The organism is Microbacterium esteraromaticum (assembly GCF_900163815.1).
GTDB classification, from domain to species: Bacteria; Actinomycetota; Actinomycetes; order Actinomycetales; family Microbacteriaceae; genus Microbacterium; species Microbacterium esteraromaticum_B.
The window spans coordinates 560,621-577,735 of sequence record NZ_FUKO01000019.1 but is presented as its reverse complement, the minus strand read 5'-3'; the positions used below and the strand labels follow the sequence as shown (position 1 = coordinate 577,735).

Genomic DNA, 17,115 nt, shown 5'->3' with positions numbered 1-17,115 from the left:
AGGGCCGTCCGCCACGCGGGTCGTCGCGGACACTGCCTCCAGCGTACCGGCGCCCGGCAGCGGCACCGCACGCATGTCGCAGGTCAGCGCAGCACGGCATTCTGGGACGGACGCAGGGTGGTCGCCGCGACGGCGATCGCGATCGCGACCAGCAGCGCGCCGATGATCGACGTGGTCACCACACCCGAGCCGAAGGCGTCCGTTGCGGCATCCCACAGACTCTGCCCCAGTGCCTGCGGCAGGTCGTGCGCGACGACGTAAGCCCCAGCCAGGGTCTCGCGAGCCTGTTCTGCGGATGCTGCCGGAACACGATCAGGGATCACCAGCGCCCCACGGTAGAACGCCGTGATGATGCCGCCGAGAATGGCTGTGCCCAGCACCGCGCCGAGTTCGTACGCGGTCTCCGAGACCGCACTGGCGGCCCCTGCTTTTTCTGGCGGCGCATGCGCGAGGATGAGCTCGTTGGAGATCGTCTCGGCCGCGCCGATGCCCAGGCCGAGCACGACGAAGGCAGCCAGCAGCCACGGCACGCTGTTGAGCTCAGCCGTCGCCGCCACGAGCACGTACCCGAGAGCCGAGAGCACGAGTCCGAGCGGAACGACGATGTGCGGTGGCACGCGGCGCGAGACGGGAACCACGCTGAGACCGGCGATGATCATCGCCGCCATGCCCGGCACCAAAGCGAGCCCGGCGACCATCGGCGACAGCCCGATCACCAGCTGCAGCTGCTGGGAGACGAAGTAGAGGAAGCCGACCAGTGCCACCACGCTGAGCAGATTCACCAGGATCGCTCCGCTGAAACCGCCTCGACGGAACAGACTCATATCGAGCATCGGGATCACGGCGCGCTGCTGCCGACGCACGAACAGGAACCCCGTGACAAGCCCGAAGACGACGAGTCCCGACGCTGTGATGCTCGGCCCGTCGACAGCGAAGGCCTTGATCGCGTAGACGATCGGAACCAGCGCCGCCATCGACAGCAGGATCCCGATCGGGTCGATCTGTCCGGGGTTGGGGTCCGAGCTCTCGGGCAGCAGCCAGAACCCGCCGATGAGCAGCGGAATCAGCACCGGCACGGCGATGAGGAAGACGGATCCCCACGCGAAGTGCTCCAGCAGGAAGCCACCGACGATCGGTCCCAGCGCGGAACCCGCAGAGAACGCCGAGGCCCATATGGCGATCGCCAGCCGCCGTTGATCGCGGTTCTGGAAGATCGAGCGCAGCAGCGACAGCGTGGACGGCATCAGCATGGCGCCGAACAGACCGAGTGCGGCCCGCGCTGCAATCAGGAGCCCGGCGGTGGGTGCGAAAGCGGCGAAAGCGGAGACGACCGCGAATCCCGTGGCACCGATCAGCAGCATCCGCCGCCGGCCGAAGCGGTCGCCGAGGACGCCCATCGTCACCAGCAGTCCCGCAAGAACGAGCGAGTAGATGTCGATGATCCAGAGCTGCTGTGCGCCACTGGGCTGCAGGGCCAGCGAGATCTCAGGGATGGCGAAGGCCAGCACGGTGTTGTCTACCGACACCAGCAGCACGGGCAGCATCAGCACGACAAGTGCTGCCCAGCCGCGCGCGCCGACGCGGGGTCCGTCTTCCTTGTAAAGCGGAATGGGTGCTGTCCCAGACACCGGCTGCCTTTCGATAACTGAACCGTCCAGATGGTACAGTAACATACGAGAGCAAGGAGAAAATATGGCCCGTCCTCCGTTGGCACGCGAGCGCGTGCTCGACGCGTACGAACAGATCCTGGTCTCCGAGGGCGAGCGCGCCGCAACTCTCGAAGCCGTTGCGAAGGCAGCCGGCGTCTCGAAGGGCGGCCTGCTCTACCACTTCGCGGCGAAAGAGGACCTGTCCACCGGCCTGCTGCAGCGTCTTGATGCGCTCGTCACCGAGGACGTCGAGCTGATGAAGCAAGCGCCAGAGGGTCCGATCGCCTACTACGTGCGCACATCGGTGATGGAGGGCGACGCCCTCGATCGCGCGATCACCGCCGCCTCGCGATTGGCCCAGGGCGGGCAAGCGGATGCCGTAGTCGCGCTTCGCGAGATGCGGATGCTGTGGGAGACGACGTTGCGTCCCGCCGTGCGCGATGAAACCGCACTGCAGCTGGTCATGCTGCTCAGCGATGGGCTCTACTACAACAACGCGCTGGACGGCACGGGTGATCTCAGCACACCGACTCCGCGCGACGGCGCGCTCGAGAAGCTCATCGAGCTGGTCGAACGCACCGTAACGTGATGCTCGGTGCGGGTCAGACCTCGGTGATCTCGATCTGACGGAACAGATCCGCCTCGATCGCCGCGCTGACGTCGGCGAGCAGTTCGTCGGAGACCGGCGAGTCCAGTGTCAGCACGCTGAGCGCCTGAGCGCCCGCCGCCTCGCGGGCGATCTGCATCCCGGCGATGTTGATGCCAGCCTCGCCGAACTTCTGACCGTACGCCGCGACGATTCCCGGGCGGTCGGTGTATGTCATGACCACGTGGTGCTTCTCGATGGGCAACTCGATGGCGTGCTCGTTGATGGCCACGAGCTTCTCCACCTGCTTGGGTCCCGTGAGCGTGCCCGAGACCGCCAGCTGCGATCCGTCGGAGAGCGCGCCGCGAAGCGTGATGACGTTGCGGTACTCCTCGGTGACTTCGTCCTGAAGCAGTCGCACCGCGACACCGCGCTGCTCAGCCAGAAGCGGCGCGTTCACATACGAGACCTTCTCGCTCACGATGTTCGTGAAGATGCCCTTGAGCGCTGCGAGCCTGAGAACGCTCACGTCGTAATCGTTCAGCTCGCCGTGCACCTCGACGTCGAGGCTGGTCAGAGGCGACTGCGCGAGGGCGGAGAAGATCTGTCCGAGCTTCTCGACGAGCGCGATACCCGGACGCACGTAGGGGTCGATGACACCGCCGGCGACGTTCACCGCGTCCGGAACCAGGTCGCCGCCGAGCGCGAGTCGCACCGAGCGGGCAACCGACACTCCGGCTTTCTCCTGGGCTTCCTCGGTGCTCGCGCCGAGGTGCGGCGTGACGACGACATTCGGCAGACCGAGCAGCGCGCGTGCGGTGCCGTCTTCCGCCGGCGGCTCGGAGGTGAACACGTCGAGGCCAGCACCGGCGATCTCACCCGCGACGAGCGCCTCGTGCAGGTCGGCTTCGTCGATCAGACCGCCGCGAGCGACGTTGACGACGAACGCGGTGGGCTTCATCGCCGCGAACTGCTCAGCACCGATCATGCCGGTCGTCTCCGGGGTCTTGGGCATGTGGATGGTGAGGAAGTCTGCCTCGGCGACGAGGTCGTCCAGCGAGACCAGCTGCACGCCGAGCTGCTGAGCACGGGCACTCGTGACGTACGGATCGTAGGCGATCACGCGCATGTCGAAAGCGTTCAGGCGTGCGGCGACGAGGGCACCGATGCGCCCGAGCCCGACGATGCCGACCGTCTTCTCGAAGAGCTCGGCACCGGTGAAGGAGCTGCGCTTCCACGCGCCAGCCGACAGCGACGCGTGGGCGGCGGGGATGCGGCGCGCAAGGCTGAGGATGTGACCGATCGTCAATTCCGCGGCGGAGACGATGTTCGAGGTCGGCGCGTTGACGACCATGACGCCGGCAGCGGTGGATGCCTTGATGTCGACGTTGTCGAGACCGACACCGGCACGCGCGACGACCTTCAGCTTCGGCGCGCGCGCGAGCGCTTCCGCGTCGATGCGGGTTGCGGAGCGAACCAGCACCGCATCGGCATCAGCCAGGGCGGCGAAGAGCGCCTCTCGATCAGTGCCGTCGACGTGACGCACGTCGAAGTCGGGGCCGAGAGCCTCGATCGTCGCGGGCGAGAGGACTTCAGCGAGGAGGACGACGGGCTTGGGCGCAGACTGGTTCGGCACAGATTTCCTTCTGGGATGACGACAGGTGGAGGTAGCCGATGCGCCGCACACCGTCGGGGGCGCGATCGGTCACACTTTACCGCAGTGCAACGACCCGATCTGACGGTGTGACGTTCGCCCCTTCGACTGATGGTTCGATCAGCTCAGCAGCGACTCCGCGTTGCGAATCGCGTAGCTGAGCGTGTTCAGCCAGAAAACCGCGCTGAGTCCGAGTCCGCCGAGCATCACGATGATGAAGGCGCCCAGCGGGCGTTTGCGAGTGAGCGCAAGTGCGATGACGAAGACGATGATCGGCACGATCACCGGCAGAAGCAGGACGACCCAGCCGTATCCGCTGATCCCGAGCTGCGCCATCTGCACGAGATAGAAGGCCGCGTTCCAGGTGACGAACGCATAGGCAAGTCCGAAGAAGCCCGTGAGAAGACCGTGCATGAAACTGCGCAGGCGACCAGGACTCTGCTGACCTCCGCTCACGCGCACGTCACCACTTTCGACGTTGTCACTCACAGCACTCCCCCTCCCCCGGCGACGACGAACGGCCAGGGTACGAGCAGCAGTGCCCCGACGATGAGACCGACTACCCGGATCCAATCCTTGGCGTGACGGGTGAGCACGAGCACGCTCGCGAACCACAGCGCGGGCGCGAGCACCGCGATCCCCAGCGCCGAGAGATACAGCGGCCCCGGCATCAAGAACATCACCCGCGTCTGCAGCCCGAGTCCGCCGACAGCCCAGCCCACCGTGTAGAGCAGATAGATGCCTCCGAAGATGCCGAACAGCACCAGGCTGACGGTGCTGAGCCCCGGTGGCTCCTGCGCCCGTTCAGCGGGCGCTGCCGATGTGGCGGCGGGCTCGAGAGAAGAGGCGGCATGCGCGGCATCCGCGCTTCTCACCTCACCGGGACGGCCGGGCGCCGGATCGATGCGCCGACGCGCCGGGCGGCGCGCCTCAAGAGCATCGTCACCATCCCAGTTCAGTGCGTCATCCTCGGAGTCGGGGTTCATGTCCCCAGCGTACCCACGTCGATCCCTCGCGCCCATTAGGATCAGGGGCGACACCACTCAGGAGGACAGCGTGGCACAGAGCAAGAAGACGACCGGCGCGGCACAGCCCGTCACAGCGGACGGCGGCAGCGCCGAGCCACCCGCGAGTTGGAAGCCGACAGCGTCAGCGAAGTCGAAGGCGACGACCTTCCGCTGGATCGCGGCCGTGCTGTGGATCATCGCGATCGCGACCGAGGCCGTGGCGATCTTCTGGGTGCTGCGCCAGCGCGTCTTCGTGGGCGAAGACGGACAGCTGCTGCGCAACCCCGATACCGGGCTCCTGGAGCAGTCGACCGCCACGGCGCAGTTCCCGCAGTGGGCCTTCATCACTCTCATCGTGATGCTCGTCATCATCGCTGCGCTGTCGATCACCGGGTCGATCCTCTGGAAGAAGGCGAACCACCTCGATCCGGCGCGGAAGTCGGAGACGATGCGCTTCTTCGTGCAGAACCAGCTCGGCGCGATCATCGCGATCATCGCCTTCCTGCCGCTGATCATCCTCATCTTCTTGAACAAGGACATGGACAAGGGCCAGAAGACGACCGCCGGCATCGTCGGCATCGTGCTGGCTGCTGTCGCCGTCATGTTCGGCATCGACTTCAATCCGGCATCCGTCGAGCAGTACACCGCCGACCAGTCCGCTGTCATCCAGCTGCTCGGACAGGATGAGGTCGTATGGGTTGCCGGAGGGTCCGTCTACCACGTGTGCGATCAGGTGTCGGATATCCAGACCGGCAGCGAGAAGATCACCGGCACGACGGCAGAGGCAGTCGAAGCAGGCAAGCAGCGACTGACGCTGAAGTTCGCATCCGAGATGCGCGCATGCGATCTGACCGTGCCGGAGAACGCCGATGAGATCGCCGATGCGCTGCGTGAGATCCAGGCCGGCAACGTCGACACGCTGCTGCCCCAGCCGGTGTGGGCCGACCCCGCTGACGCGCCTATCGTCGTCGAGGATGCTCCCGCCGAGTAAGCGCGGATATGCAAAGGGCCGGTCTCAGTGAACTGAGACCGGCCCTTTTGTCTAGCGGATGCTGCGGATCAGCGCGCTGCGCTGCCCTCGACGTAGTCGGTGTCGTCCTGCTTCCAGGCGAACAGCGAACGCAGTTCCTTGCCGGTCACTTCGATCGGGTGGCCCTGCTCCTTCTCGCGCAGTGCGAGGAATTCCTCGGCACCGTTGTCCTGGTCGTCGATGAAGCGCTTCGCGAAGGCACCGGACTGGATGTCGGCGAGCACACCCTGCATCCGCTCCTTGACGCTCTCATCGATGATGCGAGGTCCGGAGACGTAGTCGCCGAACTCTGCCGTGTCGGAGATCGACCAGCGCTGCTTGGCGATGCCACCCTCCCACATCAGGTCGACGATGAGCTTGAGCTCGTGCAGCACCTCGAAGTAGGCGATCTGCGGCTGGTAGCCCGCTTCGGTGAGCGTTTCGAAGCCTGCCTGCACGAGGTGGCTGACGCCACCGCAGAGCACGGCCTGCTCGCCGAACAGATCGGTCTCGGTCTCTTCGGTGAAGGTGGTCTTGATGACGCCGGCGCGAGTGCCGCCGATGCCCTTCGCGTATGAGAGAGCGAGGTCCCAGGCCTTGCCCGAGGCGTCGCGCTCCACGGCGATGATGTCCGGGATGCCGCGGCCGGCGACGAACTCGCGGCGCACGGTGTGGCCAGGAGCCTTCGGAGCGATGAGGATCACATCGACGCCTTCAGGCGCGTCGATGTAGCCGAAGCGGATGTTGAAGCCGTGCGCGAAGGCCAGTGCCTTGCCCGCGGTCAGACGGTCCTTGATCGAGTCGTTGAAGATCGTGCGCTGGTGCTGGTCCGGCGCGAGGATCATGATGACGTCGGCCCAGTCCGTCGCATCCGCGACGTTCTTGACGGGGAAGCCGGCCTCTTCGGCCTTCGCAATCGACTTCGAGCCCTCCTTGAGGGCGATGGTGACCTCGACGCCGGAATCGCGCAGGTTCATCGCGTGCGCGTGCCCCTGGGAGCCGTACCCGACGATGGCAACCTTCTTGCCCTGGATGATCGAGAGGTCAGCATCTGCGTCGTAGAAGATCTCGGTGCTCACTGTGTGTTTCTCCTTGCTAGTGGTTTTTAAAGTGTGTGGAATCAGCCGCGCAGGACGCGCTCGGTGATGCTCTTGCCGCCGCGACCGATCGCGAGCAGGCCCGACTGGGCGAGCTCCTTCACGCCGAACGGCTCGAGAGCTCGCAGCAGCGCGTGCACCTTGCCGTGGTCGCCCGTGACCTCGACGACCACCGCATCCGGCGCGTAGTCGACGACAGAGGCGCGGAACAGATTGACGACTTCGAGCACGTTGGAGCGGGTGTTGTTGTCGGTGCGCACTTTGATGAGCATGTGCTCACGCTGCACGGATGACGACTGATCGAGCTCGACGATCTTGATGACGTTGATCAGCTTGTTCAGCTGCTTGGTGACCTGCTCGAGCGGAAGCGTGTCGACATCGACGACAACGGTGATCCGCGAGATGCCTGGCACCTCGGTCACGCCGACGGCGAGAGACTCAATATTGAATCCGCGGCGCGCGAAGAGACCGGCAACGCGAGTCAGCAGACCAGGGGTGTTCTCGACGAGCAGGCTCAGCACGTGGGTGGGCATGACTCAGATCTCCTCATCGAATGCGGGCGCGTGATCGCGTGCGTACTGGACGTAGCTGTTGCTGACACCCTGTGGAACCATCGGCCAGACCATTGCATCCGCACTGACGACGAAGTCGATCACGACGGGGCGGTCATTGGTGTCGAGCGCGGTCTGGATGGCAGCATCCATCTCATCCTCGGTCTCCACCCGCAGTGCGAGGCATCCATAGGCCTCCGCGAGCTTGACGAAGTCGGGAATCCTTATCGTGCCGTGCCCGGTGTTGAGGTCGGTGTTCGAGTGGCGGCCGTCGTAGAACAGCGTCTGCCACTGGCGGACCATCCCCAACGAGGAGTTGTTGATGATCGCGACCTTGATCGGGATGTTGTTGATGACGCAGGTTGCGAGTTCCTGGTTGGTCATCTGGAAGCATCCGTCGCCGTCGATCGACCAGACCACGCGGTCCGGTTCGGCGACCTTCGCGCCCATTGCAGCGGGCACGGAGTAGCCCATCGTGCCCGCTCCCCCGGAGTTGAGCCAGGAGTTGGGTCGCTCGTACTTGATGAACTGCGCCGCCCACATCTGATGCTGGCCGACTCCTGCCGCGTACACGGCCTCCGGGCCGGTCATCTCGCCGATGCGCTGAATGACCTGCTGGGGTGCCAGCAGACCATCGGTCGTCGGCGCGAAGCCGAGGGGGAACTCAGACTTCAGCCCGTCGAGGTACGACCACCATTCCTCCGTATCAGGCTTGCGGCCCGCCATCGTGCCGCGGAAGGCGGTGTCGAGATCGACCAGCACGTCGCGCACGTCGCCGACGATCGGCACATCCGCGACGCGGATCTTCGAGATCTCCGCCGGGTCGATATCGACGTGCACGACCTTCGCGTTCGGTGCGAACAGCGCGGCGCGGCCGGTGACACGGTCGTCGAAGCGCGCGCCGAGCGAGATCAGCAGGTCGGCCTCCTGCAGCGCGAGCACGGCCGGAACCGTACCGTGCATGCCCGGCATGCCCAGGTGCTGCGGGTGCGAATCCGGGAACGCCCCGCGCGCCATCAGCGTGGTGACGATCGGCGCGCCCGTGGACTCTGCGAGAGTCAGGAGCTCTGCCGACGCGCAGCCGCGGATGACGCCGCCGCCGACGTAGAGAACCGGCTTCTTGGCCTCAGCGAGCATCGTCGCTGCCGCCTGGATCTGCTTGCCGTGCGCCTTCGTCACCGGACGGTATCCGGGCAGGTCGATCTTCGGCGGCCAGATGAACGGGGCGACGCCCTGCTGCGCATCCTTGGTGATGTCGACGAGCACCGGGCCCGGGCGACCGGTCGAGGCGATCTCGAACGCGGCGGCGATGGCACTCGGAATATCAGCGGCGTCCTTCACGAGGAAGGAGTGCTTGGTCACCGGCATGGTGATGCCGACGATGTCAGCCTCCTGGAAGGCGTCCGTTCCCATCAGCGTCGAGAAGACCTGGCCCGTGATCGCCACCATCGGCACCGAGTCCATGTGGGCATCGGCGATCGCCGTGACGAGGTTCGTCGCGCCGGGCCCCGACGTCGCGATGCACACGCCGACTCTGCCGCTGGCCGACGCGTAGCCCTCGGCCGCGTGTCCAGCGCCCTGTTCGTGGCGCACGAGAATGTGGCGAAGGTCCGAAGAGTCCATCAGCGGGTCATAGACCGGGAGGATCGCGCCGCCGGGAATGCCGAAGACGTCGGTTACGCCCAGCTTCTCGAGCGAGCGGACGACAGCCTCGGCCCCGGTGATCTCGGGGCTCGCGGCGGCCCGAGCGGGCGGCCGCGGCACGGCGGTTGCGGAATCAGCAGTCATGTCATTCCTCAGGTGTCTGTCGAAATCGAATGTCCGAGAACCCGGGTCAGCCGGTCGTCGCGCCCTGCGCGGCCGAGCGCACGAGACGGGAGTACTTGGCGAGGACACCACGGGTGTAGCGCGGAGGTAGCGGCTCCCAGCCTGAGCGGCGGGAGCTCAGCTCTGCGTCCTCGACGAGTAGCTCGAGGGAGCGAGCCGCGATATCGACCCGTATCAGATCACCATCGCGCACGAAGGCGATCGGACCAGCGTCCACCGCTTCGGGTGCTATGTGGCCGATGCACAGGCCGGTTGTGCCGCCTGAGAATCGTCCGTCTGTCAAGAGTAGTACATCTTTTCCGAGCCCCGCGCCCTTGATAGCTCCGGTGATCGCGAGCATCTCGCGCATGCCAGGGCCGCCCTTGGGGCCTTCGTAGCGGATCACGACGACATCTCCGGCGTTGATCTCGCCGGCAGCCAGTGCATCCATGGCCCCGCGCTCGCGCTCGAACACCCGGGCGGGTCCCTCGAACACGTCAGCGTCGAAGCCGGCCGACTTCACGACGGCACCCTCAGGCGCCATCGAGCCGTGCAGGATGGTGATGCCCCCGGAAGCGTGGATGGGGTTGTCGAAGGTGTGGATGACCTCGCCGTCGATGGGGTCGGGATTCAGCTCACGCAGGTTCTCGGCGACGGTCTTTCCGGTGACGGTGAGCGCATCGCCGTGGATGAGTCCCTCGTCGAGCATCGCCTTCATGATCACGGGGATTCCGCCGTGGCGGTCGACGTCGTTCATGACGTAGTTGCCGAACGGCTTCATGTCGGCGATGTGCGGCGTCTTGTCGCCGATGCGGTTGAAGTCGTGGAGGTCCAGCTCGACCTCCGCCTCACGGGCGATGGCGAGCAGGTGCAGCACGACGTTCGTCGAACCACCGAGCGCCATCGCCAGCGCGATCGCGTTCTCGAAAGACTCCTTGGTCAGGATGTCCTTCGTGGTGATGCCCTGGCGCAGCAGGTTCACGACGGCTTCGCCGGAGCGGTGCGCGTAGAAGTCCCGGCGACGGTCTGCCGAGGGCGGCGCAGCCGAGCCCGGCATGCTCAGGCCCAGGGCTTCGGCGACGGATGCCATGGTGTTGGCGGTGTACATGCCACCGCAGGCGCCTTCACCGGGAGCGAACGCGCACTCGATGCGCTTGAGGTCCTCTTCGGTCATCCGGCCAGCGCGGCACGCGCCGACGCCCTCGAACGAATCGATGATCGTGATGTCTTTCTCGGTGCCATCGGACAGCTTCACCCAGCCGGGTGCGATCGATCCGGCGTAGAGGAAAACGCTGGAGAGTCCGAGACGGGCGCTGGCCATGAGCATGCCAGGGATCGACTTGTCGCAGCCGGCGAGCAGCACACTGCCGTCGAGGCGCTCGGCCATCATCACCGTCTCGACCGAGTCGGCGATGACCTCGCGCGAGACGAGCGAGAAGTGCATGCCCTCGTGGCCCATCGAGATGCCGTCCGAGACGGAGATCGTGCCGAACTGCAGCGGGTAGCCGCCGCCGGAGTGCACGCCCTCCTTCGCGCCCTGCGCGAGCCTGTCCAGGCTCAGGTTGCAGGGGGTGATCTCATTCCAACTCGAGGCGATGCCGATCTGCGGCTTGTCCCAGTCGTCGTCTCCCATGCCGACCGCGCGGAGCATTCCGCGCGACGTCGTCGCCTCGATGCCGTCGGTGACGACGCGGCTGCGGGGTTTGATGTCAAATTCTGAGGGCGTGGCGGGCGCGCCGGAGTGAGGTTCGCGGGAGGACATGACGGCAGTCTATTCCCGACGGCGCGCCCGTTCATCCGCGATGACGCCCAGAAGCAGTGCGATCTCCTGTGGAGAGTCCACACGAAGCGTCGCAGCCGTCTCGCCCTCCCCCACCCGGACACCGAGATCTCCTCCTCGCAGAACGCTCAGGGCGTCCTCATCGGTGACGTCGTCGCCGGCGAAGAGGATGCCGGTGGCGCCGGTGTGCTCGCGCAGCACCTCGATCGCGGCATCCTTGCCCTCGTCGCGGGACGAGAATTCGAGGATCCGATCGCCCGTGCGGCGGCGCCACTGCGGTGCACGGCGCGACATCAGATCATCGACGGCAGAGAAGGCCTCCCGCTCGACCGCAGGATCTGCCCGGCGCCCGTGGATGCCGATGCCGAGCGTCTTGCGCTCCAGCTCCACACCCTCGTATGTCTGCAGCAGCGATTCGAGCTCGATGAACAGCGCCTCGCGGAGTTCGCGATCGTGCGCCGCGTCGTCGGCATCCGATCCGCCCGCTCCGGGATACCAGTACTCCGCACCGTGGGACCCCGCCAGCACGACGGCGGAGTCGTCGTCGTGTTCGGCGATCTCTCGCAGGTGCACCAGACTCCGGCCCGAGACGTAGGCGATCGTCGTCTCCGGTAGAGCCGCGAGCCGAGCAACAGCAGCCTTGACCTCGGGCACGGCCCGGGCGGACATCGGGTCGGGCACGAGCTCGGATGCTGTGCCATCGAAGTCCAGGGCGATCAGCAGTCGCGGGGTGCGCGCGATCTCGCTGACGGCGACGTCGTGGGCATCCGGTGTCCAGGTGCGGGTCATCGATCCTCCAGGTGAGTCTTCTGCTGCGGGTGGCGAGCGCGGCTGGCATGGTCGAGGGCCTTGAGGAAGGAGTGCGACCAGGCCTTCACGTCGTGCGTGAGCACGCGCTTGCGCAGCGAGCGCATGCGCTTGCTCTGCTCTTCGCGCGGCATCTCGATGGCCGCGCAGATCGCATCCTTCAGCCCTTCGATGTCGTGCGGGTTCACGCGCACGGCTTGGCGCAGTTCGTCCGCTGCCCCGGTGAACTCGCTGAGCACGAGAACGCCACGATTGTCGGCTCGCGTGGCGACGTATTCTTTCGCGACCAGGTTCATTCCATCGCGCAGCGCGGTGACCAGCATGACATCGGCTGCCAGATACATCGCCACCATCTCCTCGCGCGGGTAGCCCTGATGCAGGTACCGGATGGCCGTGTGGCCGAGAGTATCGTGGCTGCCGTTGATCCGCCCGGTCGCGAGTTCGACCTCGTCACGCAGGTGCATGTATGCGTCGACGCGCTCACGACTCGGGCTCGCCACCTGGATGAAGGCGACATCCTCGACAGAGATGTGCCCCTGGTCGAGCAGCTCTCCGTACGCCTTGATGCGGTGGCGGATGCCCTTCGTGTAATCGAGCCGGTCGACACCGAGCAGGATGCACTTCGGGTTGCCGAGCCCCTCGCGGATCTCGACCGCACGCGCCTGGATATCGGGACGCTTCGCCAGTTCGATGTACGGCGCGGTGTCGATGGAGATCGGAAAGGCTTTCGCCTGCGGCCTGCGCCCGTCGGGCAGCAGCACGGTCGAGGACTTCGTCTCTACCCCCAGCCGGCGCTTGACGGCCATCAGGAAGTTCGTCGCGTCCTGGGTGCGCTGGAAGCCGATGACGTCGGCCCCGAGCAGCCCGCGCAGCACCTGATCACGCCAGGGCAGCTGTGCGTAGAGGCCGTGCGCGGGGAAAGGGATGTGGTGGAAATAGCCGATGGTGACATCGGGGCGCAGCGCCCGCACCATCTCCGGCACGAGCTGCAGCTGGTAGTCGTGCACCCAGACGGTGCCGCCCTGCGCGACGGCATCAGCGGCGGCGGTGGCGAAGCGCAGATTCACGTTCATGTACGCGTCCCACCATTCCCGGTGGTACTGCGGCGGCGCGATCACGTCGTGATAAAGCGGCCAGATCGTGTCGTTCGAGAAGCCTTCGTAGTACTCCTGCACCTCCTGCTCGCTGAGCGAAACCGGAATCAGTCTGATGTCGTTCGCCTCGAACGGCGAGAGTTCGAGGCCGGCGACTCCCGCCCATCCGACCCAGGCGCCATCGACACCGTGCATCACCGGCTCAAGGGCTGCGACCAGGCCTCCGGGCGACGTCCGCCAGATCTCTTCCCCATCGGGGGTGATGACGCGGTCGACGGGAAGACGGTTGGCGACGATGACGAACTCTGCGGTGGTCACGGAGACTCCTCTGCTGGTTACTCACAGGTTACCCAGCGCTGGAGAAGTCAGCGCTGAATCGGCGTGAGCAGACGGTTCACGATGCCCGCGCCCACCACGACAGCGGACGCGACCAGTGGCATCAGCAGCGCGGCGTGCGTTCCGATGCTCTCTGCCAGCTCACCCGTGACCGCTGCCCCGACTGCCTGCCCCACAACGACACCGGAGCCGAGCATGGTCATGACGGTCGCCGAGCGGCCGAGCGGGCTGCGCGCCGCCCCCAGGCTGTACTGCGTCACCAGCGTCGGTCCGACGCCGATCCCTAGCAGGGCGAGGGCGACGATCATCATCCCCACTGAAGGTGCGGTAGCGACCAGCACTGACCCGATCAGGAAGATCGATCCGAAGACCAGCCAGCGAGCGTGCAGGCTGAAGCGCACGGGGAGCCAGGCCACTCCGAGTGCGAGAAGCGCCGAGCCTATTCCCATCACCCCGTACAGGAGTCCCGCTTGCTCTGGCGCGCCGCGATCGGCCATGAACGCCGTCAACGCGGTGAGAGTTGTGCCGAAGAACAGCCCCACACCGAAGATTCCCACAACGACGACCAGCAGGGCAGGGCGGAACAGCTCAGAGACCGCGGAGGGTGCGGCGCCGTCTGCGCCACGGGTGATCGAGACGTGACGCGCGGTCGGATGCAGCGCGAAGGCCCCGACGAAGATCAGCGTGAGTGCGGATGCCGCGGCGATCGGCACCCATGGCGCGATGAAGGATGCCAGGATGCCGACGAGGAACGGCCCGAACACGAACACCGTCTCATCGGCAGCGGATTCGTAGGACATCGTCGCCGATGTGGTGCGGGGGCGCTGCGCCTGCGGCATCCGCTCGTCGATGATCGTGACCAGCCGCGAACGAGACATCGGCGACACCTGAGGCGCAGTGGCACCGATCGCGAAGCCAGCGAGCAGCACCAGCGTGAAGGATGCCGGACTGTAGACGACGAAGGCGAACGCCGCCAGCATGGCCGAGTTCAGCACAGCGGAGGCGACGAGCACCGGTCGCTGGCCGAATCGGTCGGCGGCGGCGCCGAGGAAGGGACCGATGAGCGCCGTGCCGGCGCCGACCGCCGCGGAGGTGAGGCCGCCCACCGACAGTGACCCTCGGGCCGTGACGACGAGGGTGAGTACGCCGACGACCATCATCGCGAACGGCAGGCGCGCGACGAACGCGATCAGGAAATAGGGCAGACCGACGAGACGGAACAAGTTCGGCGGAGAAGAATGAGGTGGTATCTGTGACATGGCTCTCGGGCGTCAGCGGACGCGGGTCGGGTGCCGCCGCTTTCCGTCGTGATTCCGACGGCCGGTAGATACACGGCTGGTGGAACGCCATCGCGCCCCCATCTATCTTAGCCGGGCCCTCATGGCTGGGCCGAGACAGTCGCGCACGGGCGCCGGGCCCGGGTAACGTGGGGCCATGCGCTATCTCTTCAGCACAGGACTCTTTGGTGCCGTCACCACCGGAATCTCGTTGCTGCGCGGCACGCGGGAAGCCCCCGTCACGTGGCGCGCGGTGCTGGCCTGGGTCAGCTGGGGCGTCACTTTCGCCCTGGCCGTCGGCGCCGCGATCGATATGCGCCGCGATCACCACGGAGAGCCGGTCGCCATCGACTCCCCGCTCGCCGCGAAGCAGAGCAAGCGTGCGAAGAAGCAGCTCAAAGCGATCGAGAAGGCCGCCAAGGCCACCAAGCGCTGACCCGTGCCCGGGCGGCGCGGCATCCGCGCCGGTCAGCATCCGCGTCCGCGCGGGCGCGTGCCTCAGCATCCGCGCCACTTTTCCGCATCCGCGCCACCGATCGATGCAGCGCGTGCCACTTTGTGCAGCGGATGCTGCGCCCTCGGCAGGCTCACGGCGCCAGAAGTCCTGGGTGTGAGCCCGCCGAAGCAGCCGAATCAGCGGGTGAGGATGAGGGCTTCGCCCTGCCCGCCGCCGCCGCAGAGTGCCGCGACCGCGGTGCCCGACCCGCGCTGTGCAAGAAGGTGCGCGAGGTGCACAACCAACCGCGTGCCGCTGGCACCGATCGGGTGTCCGATGGCGATGCCCCCGCCGTGGACGTTGACGATGTCCGAAGAGAGCCCGAGTTCCTGCTGCGAGCGAGCGACGACCGCACCGAAGGCCTCGTTGATCTCGACGAGGTCCAGGTCGGCGGCGCCGATGCCCTGCTTCTCGAGCGCTCGTTCGATCGCGCGCGCCGGCTGCGCCTGAAGCGAGTTGTCTGGGCCTGCAGTCTGGCCGTTCGCACCGATCGTCGCCAGCACCGGCCACCCCTTCGCGGCGGCGTTCTCCCGGCTGGTGACGATCACCGCGGATGCACCGTCGGAGATCTGCGACGAGTTGCCTGCCGTGATCGTGCCGCCCTCGGCGAACGCTGCCCGCAGCCCGCCGAGCGACTCGACGGTCGTGTCGGGGCGAATACCCTCGTCTTCGGTGAGGACCAGCGGGTCGCCCTTGCGCTGCGGCACGGTGACCGCGACGATCTCCGCATCGAACGCGCCGTCACGCTGTCCTGCTGCGGCGCGCTGGTGAGACAGCGCTGCGACAGCATCCTGCGCTTCGCGGGTCATCTCGTACCGAGGGTTCTGCCGTTCGGTGGAGGCCCCCATGCTCTCGCGGTCGTAGACATCGGTGAGCCCGTCATAGGCCATGTGGTCGAGCACCTCGATGCTCCCGTAGGTCCAGCCGTCGCGAGAGCCCATCAACAGGTGCGGCGCGCGCGTCATCGACTCCATACCGCCGGCGACGACGGTGACGGCGTCTCCGGTGCGGATCATGCGTGCCGCATCGATGATGGCCGTGAGGCCCGAAAGGCAGACCTTGTTCACTGAGCTCGCCGGCACATCCCAGCCGAGACCTGCGCCGATCGCCGCCTGACGGGCGGGATTCTGTCCGGATCCCGCAGGAAGGACCTGGCCCATCACCACAGCATCGACGTCGGTCGGCGAGATCGAGGCCTGCTCCATTGCCCCGCGGATCGCCAGTGAGCCCAGCTGCGGAGCGGTGAACGAGGCGAGCTGCCCCTTCAGACGACCCTGAGGCGTGCGAGCCGCCGCGACGATGACGATGTCACTCATGAGGTCTCCTTAAGGTTCTCCGAGACGGCCAGTGCCGGCTCGGTGGCGTCGATGACGTCCTGCACGCTCACACCCGGTGCGGTCTCGACGAGCACGAGCCCGTCGGCTGTCACGTCGATCACGGCGAGGTCGGTGATGATTCGATCGACCACTCCCCTGCCCGTCAACGGCAGCGAGCACTCGTTGACGATCTTCGCGGAGCCGTCCTTCGCGACGTGCTCCATGAGAATGATCACGCGGCCCGCGCCATGCACCAGATCCATCGCTCCGCCCGGGCCCTTCACCATCTTCCCGGGGATCATCCAGTTCGCAAGGTCCCCATTGACGGACACCTGCATGGCGCCGAGGATCGCGGCGTCAATCTTGCCGCCGCGGATCATGCCGAAGCTCATCGAGGAATCGAAGAACGCCGCGCCCGGCAGCAGAGTGACGGTCTCTTTACCGGCGTTGATGAGGTCGGGGTCGACGTTCTCCTCGGTCGGATATGGCCCGACGCCGAGAATGCCGTTTTCCGACTGAAGCACAACCGTGACACCGTCGGGGACGTAGTTCGGAACGAGCGTGGGCAGTCCGATGCCGAGATTCACGTAGGAACCGTCATCCAGCTCCTGGGCTGCGCGCGCGGCCATCTGATCACGTGTGAGTGCCAT

16 protein-coding genes are annotated in these 17,115 nt (G+C 66.4%); 3 read left to right on the top strand and 13 right to left on the bottom strand.

Going from position 1 to position 17,115, the window contains the following annotated elements; genetic code table 11:
• Positions 1-83: 83 nt before the first annotated feature.
• Positions 84-1,673 carry an MFS transporter gene (locus FM104_RS08220; RefSeq protein WP_087131039.1) on the bottom strand — a complete coding sequence of 530 codons (1,590 nt, stop codon included), beginning with the start codon at positions 1,671-1,673 and terminating at the stop codon, positions 84-86.
• Positions 1,674-1,692: 19 nt separating this feature from the next.
• Here FM104_RS08220 and FM104_RS08215 point away from each other — a divergent pair, with 19 nt between their 5' ends.
• The gene (locus FM104_RS08215) at positions 1,693-2,238 is read left to right on the top strand and encodes a TetR/AcrR family transcriptional regulator (RefSeq protein ID WP_087131036.1); all 546 of its coding nucleotides are present in this window, start codon (positions 1,693-1,695) and stop codon (positions 2,236-2,238) included.
• A gap of 13 nt (positions 2,239-2,251) precedes the next feature.
• Here the strand turns inward: FM104_RS08215 and serA are convergent, their stop codons facing one another.
• The 3 genes from serA to FM104_RS08200 form a co-directional block, all read right to left on the bottom strand.
• Entirely contained in the window at positions 2,252-3,871 is a 1,620-nt protein-coding gene (gene serA, locus FM104_RS08210; protein ID WP_087131033.1) for a phosphoglycerate dehydrogenase, read from the bottom strand.
• Between the two features lie 138 nt (positions 3,872-4,009).
• A complete protein-coding gene (locus tag FM104_RS08205; protein WP_256971567.1) occupies positions 4,010-4,378 on the bottom strand; it encodes a hypothetical protein in 369 nt (122 codons plus the stop codon).
• Positions 4,375-4,875, bottom strand: coding sequence for a hypothetical protein (locus FM104_RS08200; RefSeq protein WP_256971566.1), 501 nt, complete (start codon positions 4,873-4,875; stop codon positions 4,375-4,377). The genes FM104_RS08205 and FM104_RS08200 overlap by 4 nt, the downstream gene beginning before the upstream one ends.
• 70 nt (positions 4,876-4,945) lie before the next feature.
• Here FM104_RS08200 and FM104_RS08195 point away from each other — a divergent pair, with 70 nt between their 5' ends.
• On the top strand, positions 4,946-5,887 hold the full coding sequence (locus FM104_RS08195; protein WP_087131028.1) for a hypothetical protein: 942 nt from the start codon (positions 4,946-4,948) through the stop codon (positions 5,885-5,887).
• 68 nt (positions 5,888-5,955) lie between these two features.
• Here the strand turns inward: FM104_RS08195 and ilvC are convergent, their stop codons facing one another.
• From ilvC to FM104_RS08160, 7 genes are read right to left on the bottom strand one after another with little or no spacing between them, the layout of a single operon-like run.
• Positions 5,956-6,984: a ketol-acid reductoisomerase gene (gene ilvC / locus FM104_RS08190; protein WP_087131025.1), complete on the bottom strand. Its 1,029-nt coding sequence runs from the start codon at positions 6,982-6,984 to the stop codon at positions 5,956-5,958.
• Between the two features lie 41 nt (positions 6,985-7,025).
• Positions 7,026-7,535: an acetolactate synthase small subunit gene (gene ilvN / locus FM104_RS08185; RefSeq protein ID WP_087131023.1), complete on the bottom strand. Its 510-nt coding sequence runs from the start codon at positions 7,533-7,535 to the stop codon at positions 7,026-7,028.
• A gap of 3 nt (positions 7,536-7,538) precedes the next feature.
• Positions 7,539-9,341 (bottom strand): acetolactate synthase large subunit, encoded by a 1,803-nt coding sequence (locus FM104_RS08180; protein ID WP_087131021.1) that lies wholly within the window; start codon positions 9,339-9,341, stop codon positions 7,539-7,541.
• Between the two features lie 46 nt (positions 9,342-9,387).
• Positions 9,388-11,121: a dihydroxy-acid dehydratase gene (ilvD, locus tag FM104_RS08175; RefSeq protein ID WP_087131018.1), complete on the bottom strand. Its 1,734-nt coding sequence runs from the start codon at positions 11,119-11,121 to the stop codon at positions 9,388-9,390.
• A gap of 9 nt (positions 11,122-11,130) precedes the next feature.
• Positions 11,131-11,928 (bottom strand): trehalose-phosphatase, encoded by a 798-nt coding sequence (gene otsB / locus FM104_RS08170; protein WP_087131016.1) that lies wholly within the window; start codon positions 11,926-11,928, stop codon positions 11,131-11,133.
• Positions 11,925-13,358 (bottom strand): alpha,alpha-trehalose-phosphate synthase (UDP-forming), encoded by a 1,434-nt coding sequence (locus FM104_RS08165; protein WP_087131013.1) that lies wholly within the window; start codon positions 13,356-13,358, stop codon positions 11,925-11,927. Before FM104_RS08165 ends, otsB begins: the two co-directional genes overlap by 4 nt.
• Positions 13,359-13,405: 47 nt before the next feature.
• Positions 13,406-14,599, bottom strand: a complete 1,194-nt coding sequence (locus FM104_RS08160; RefSeq protein ID WP_256971564.1) for an MFS transporter — start codon at positions 14,597-14,599, stop codon at positions 13,406-13,408.
• Positions 14,600-14,810: 211 nt separating this feature from the next.
• Here FM104_RS08160 and FM104_RS08155 point away from each other — a divergent pair, with 211 nt between their 5' ends.
• Complete coding sequence (locus FM104_RS08155; RefSeq protein WP_087131008.1) at positions 14,811-15,089, top strand: hypothetical protein; 279 nt, start codon at positions 14,811-14,813, stop codon at positions 15,087-15,089.
• Positions 15,090-15,286: 197 nt separating this feature from the next.
• Here the strand turns inward: FM104_RS08155 and FM104_RS08150 are convergent, their stop codons facing one another.
• Both FM104_RS08150 and FM104_RS08145 read right to left on the bottom strand, forming a co-directional pair.
• Positions 15,287-16,465 carry an acetyl-CoA C-acetyltransferase gene (locus FM104_RS08150; RefSeq protein ID WP_087131005.1) on the bottom strand — a complete coding sequence of 393 codons (1,179 nt, stop codon included), beginning with the start codon at positions 16,463-16,465 and terminating at the stop codon, positions 15,287-15,289.
• Positions 16,462-17,115 carry a CoA transferase subunit B gene (locus FM104_RS08145; protein WP_179206722.1) on the bottom strand — a complete coding sequence of 218 codons (654 nt, stop codon included), beginning with the start codon at positions 17,113-17,115 and terminating at the stop codon, positions 16,462-16,464. Before FM104_RS08145 ends, FM104_RS08150 begins: the two co-directional genes overlap by 4 nt.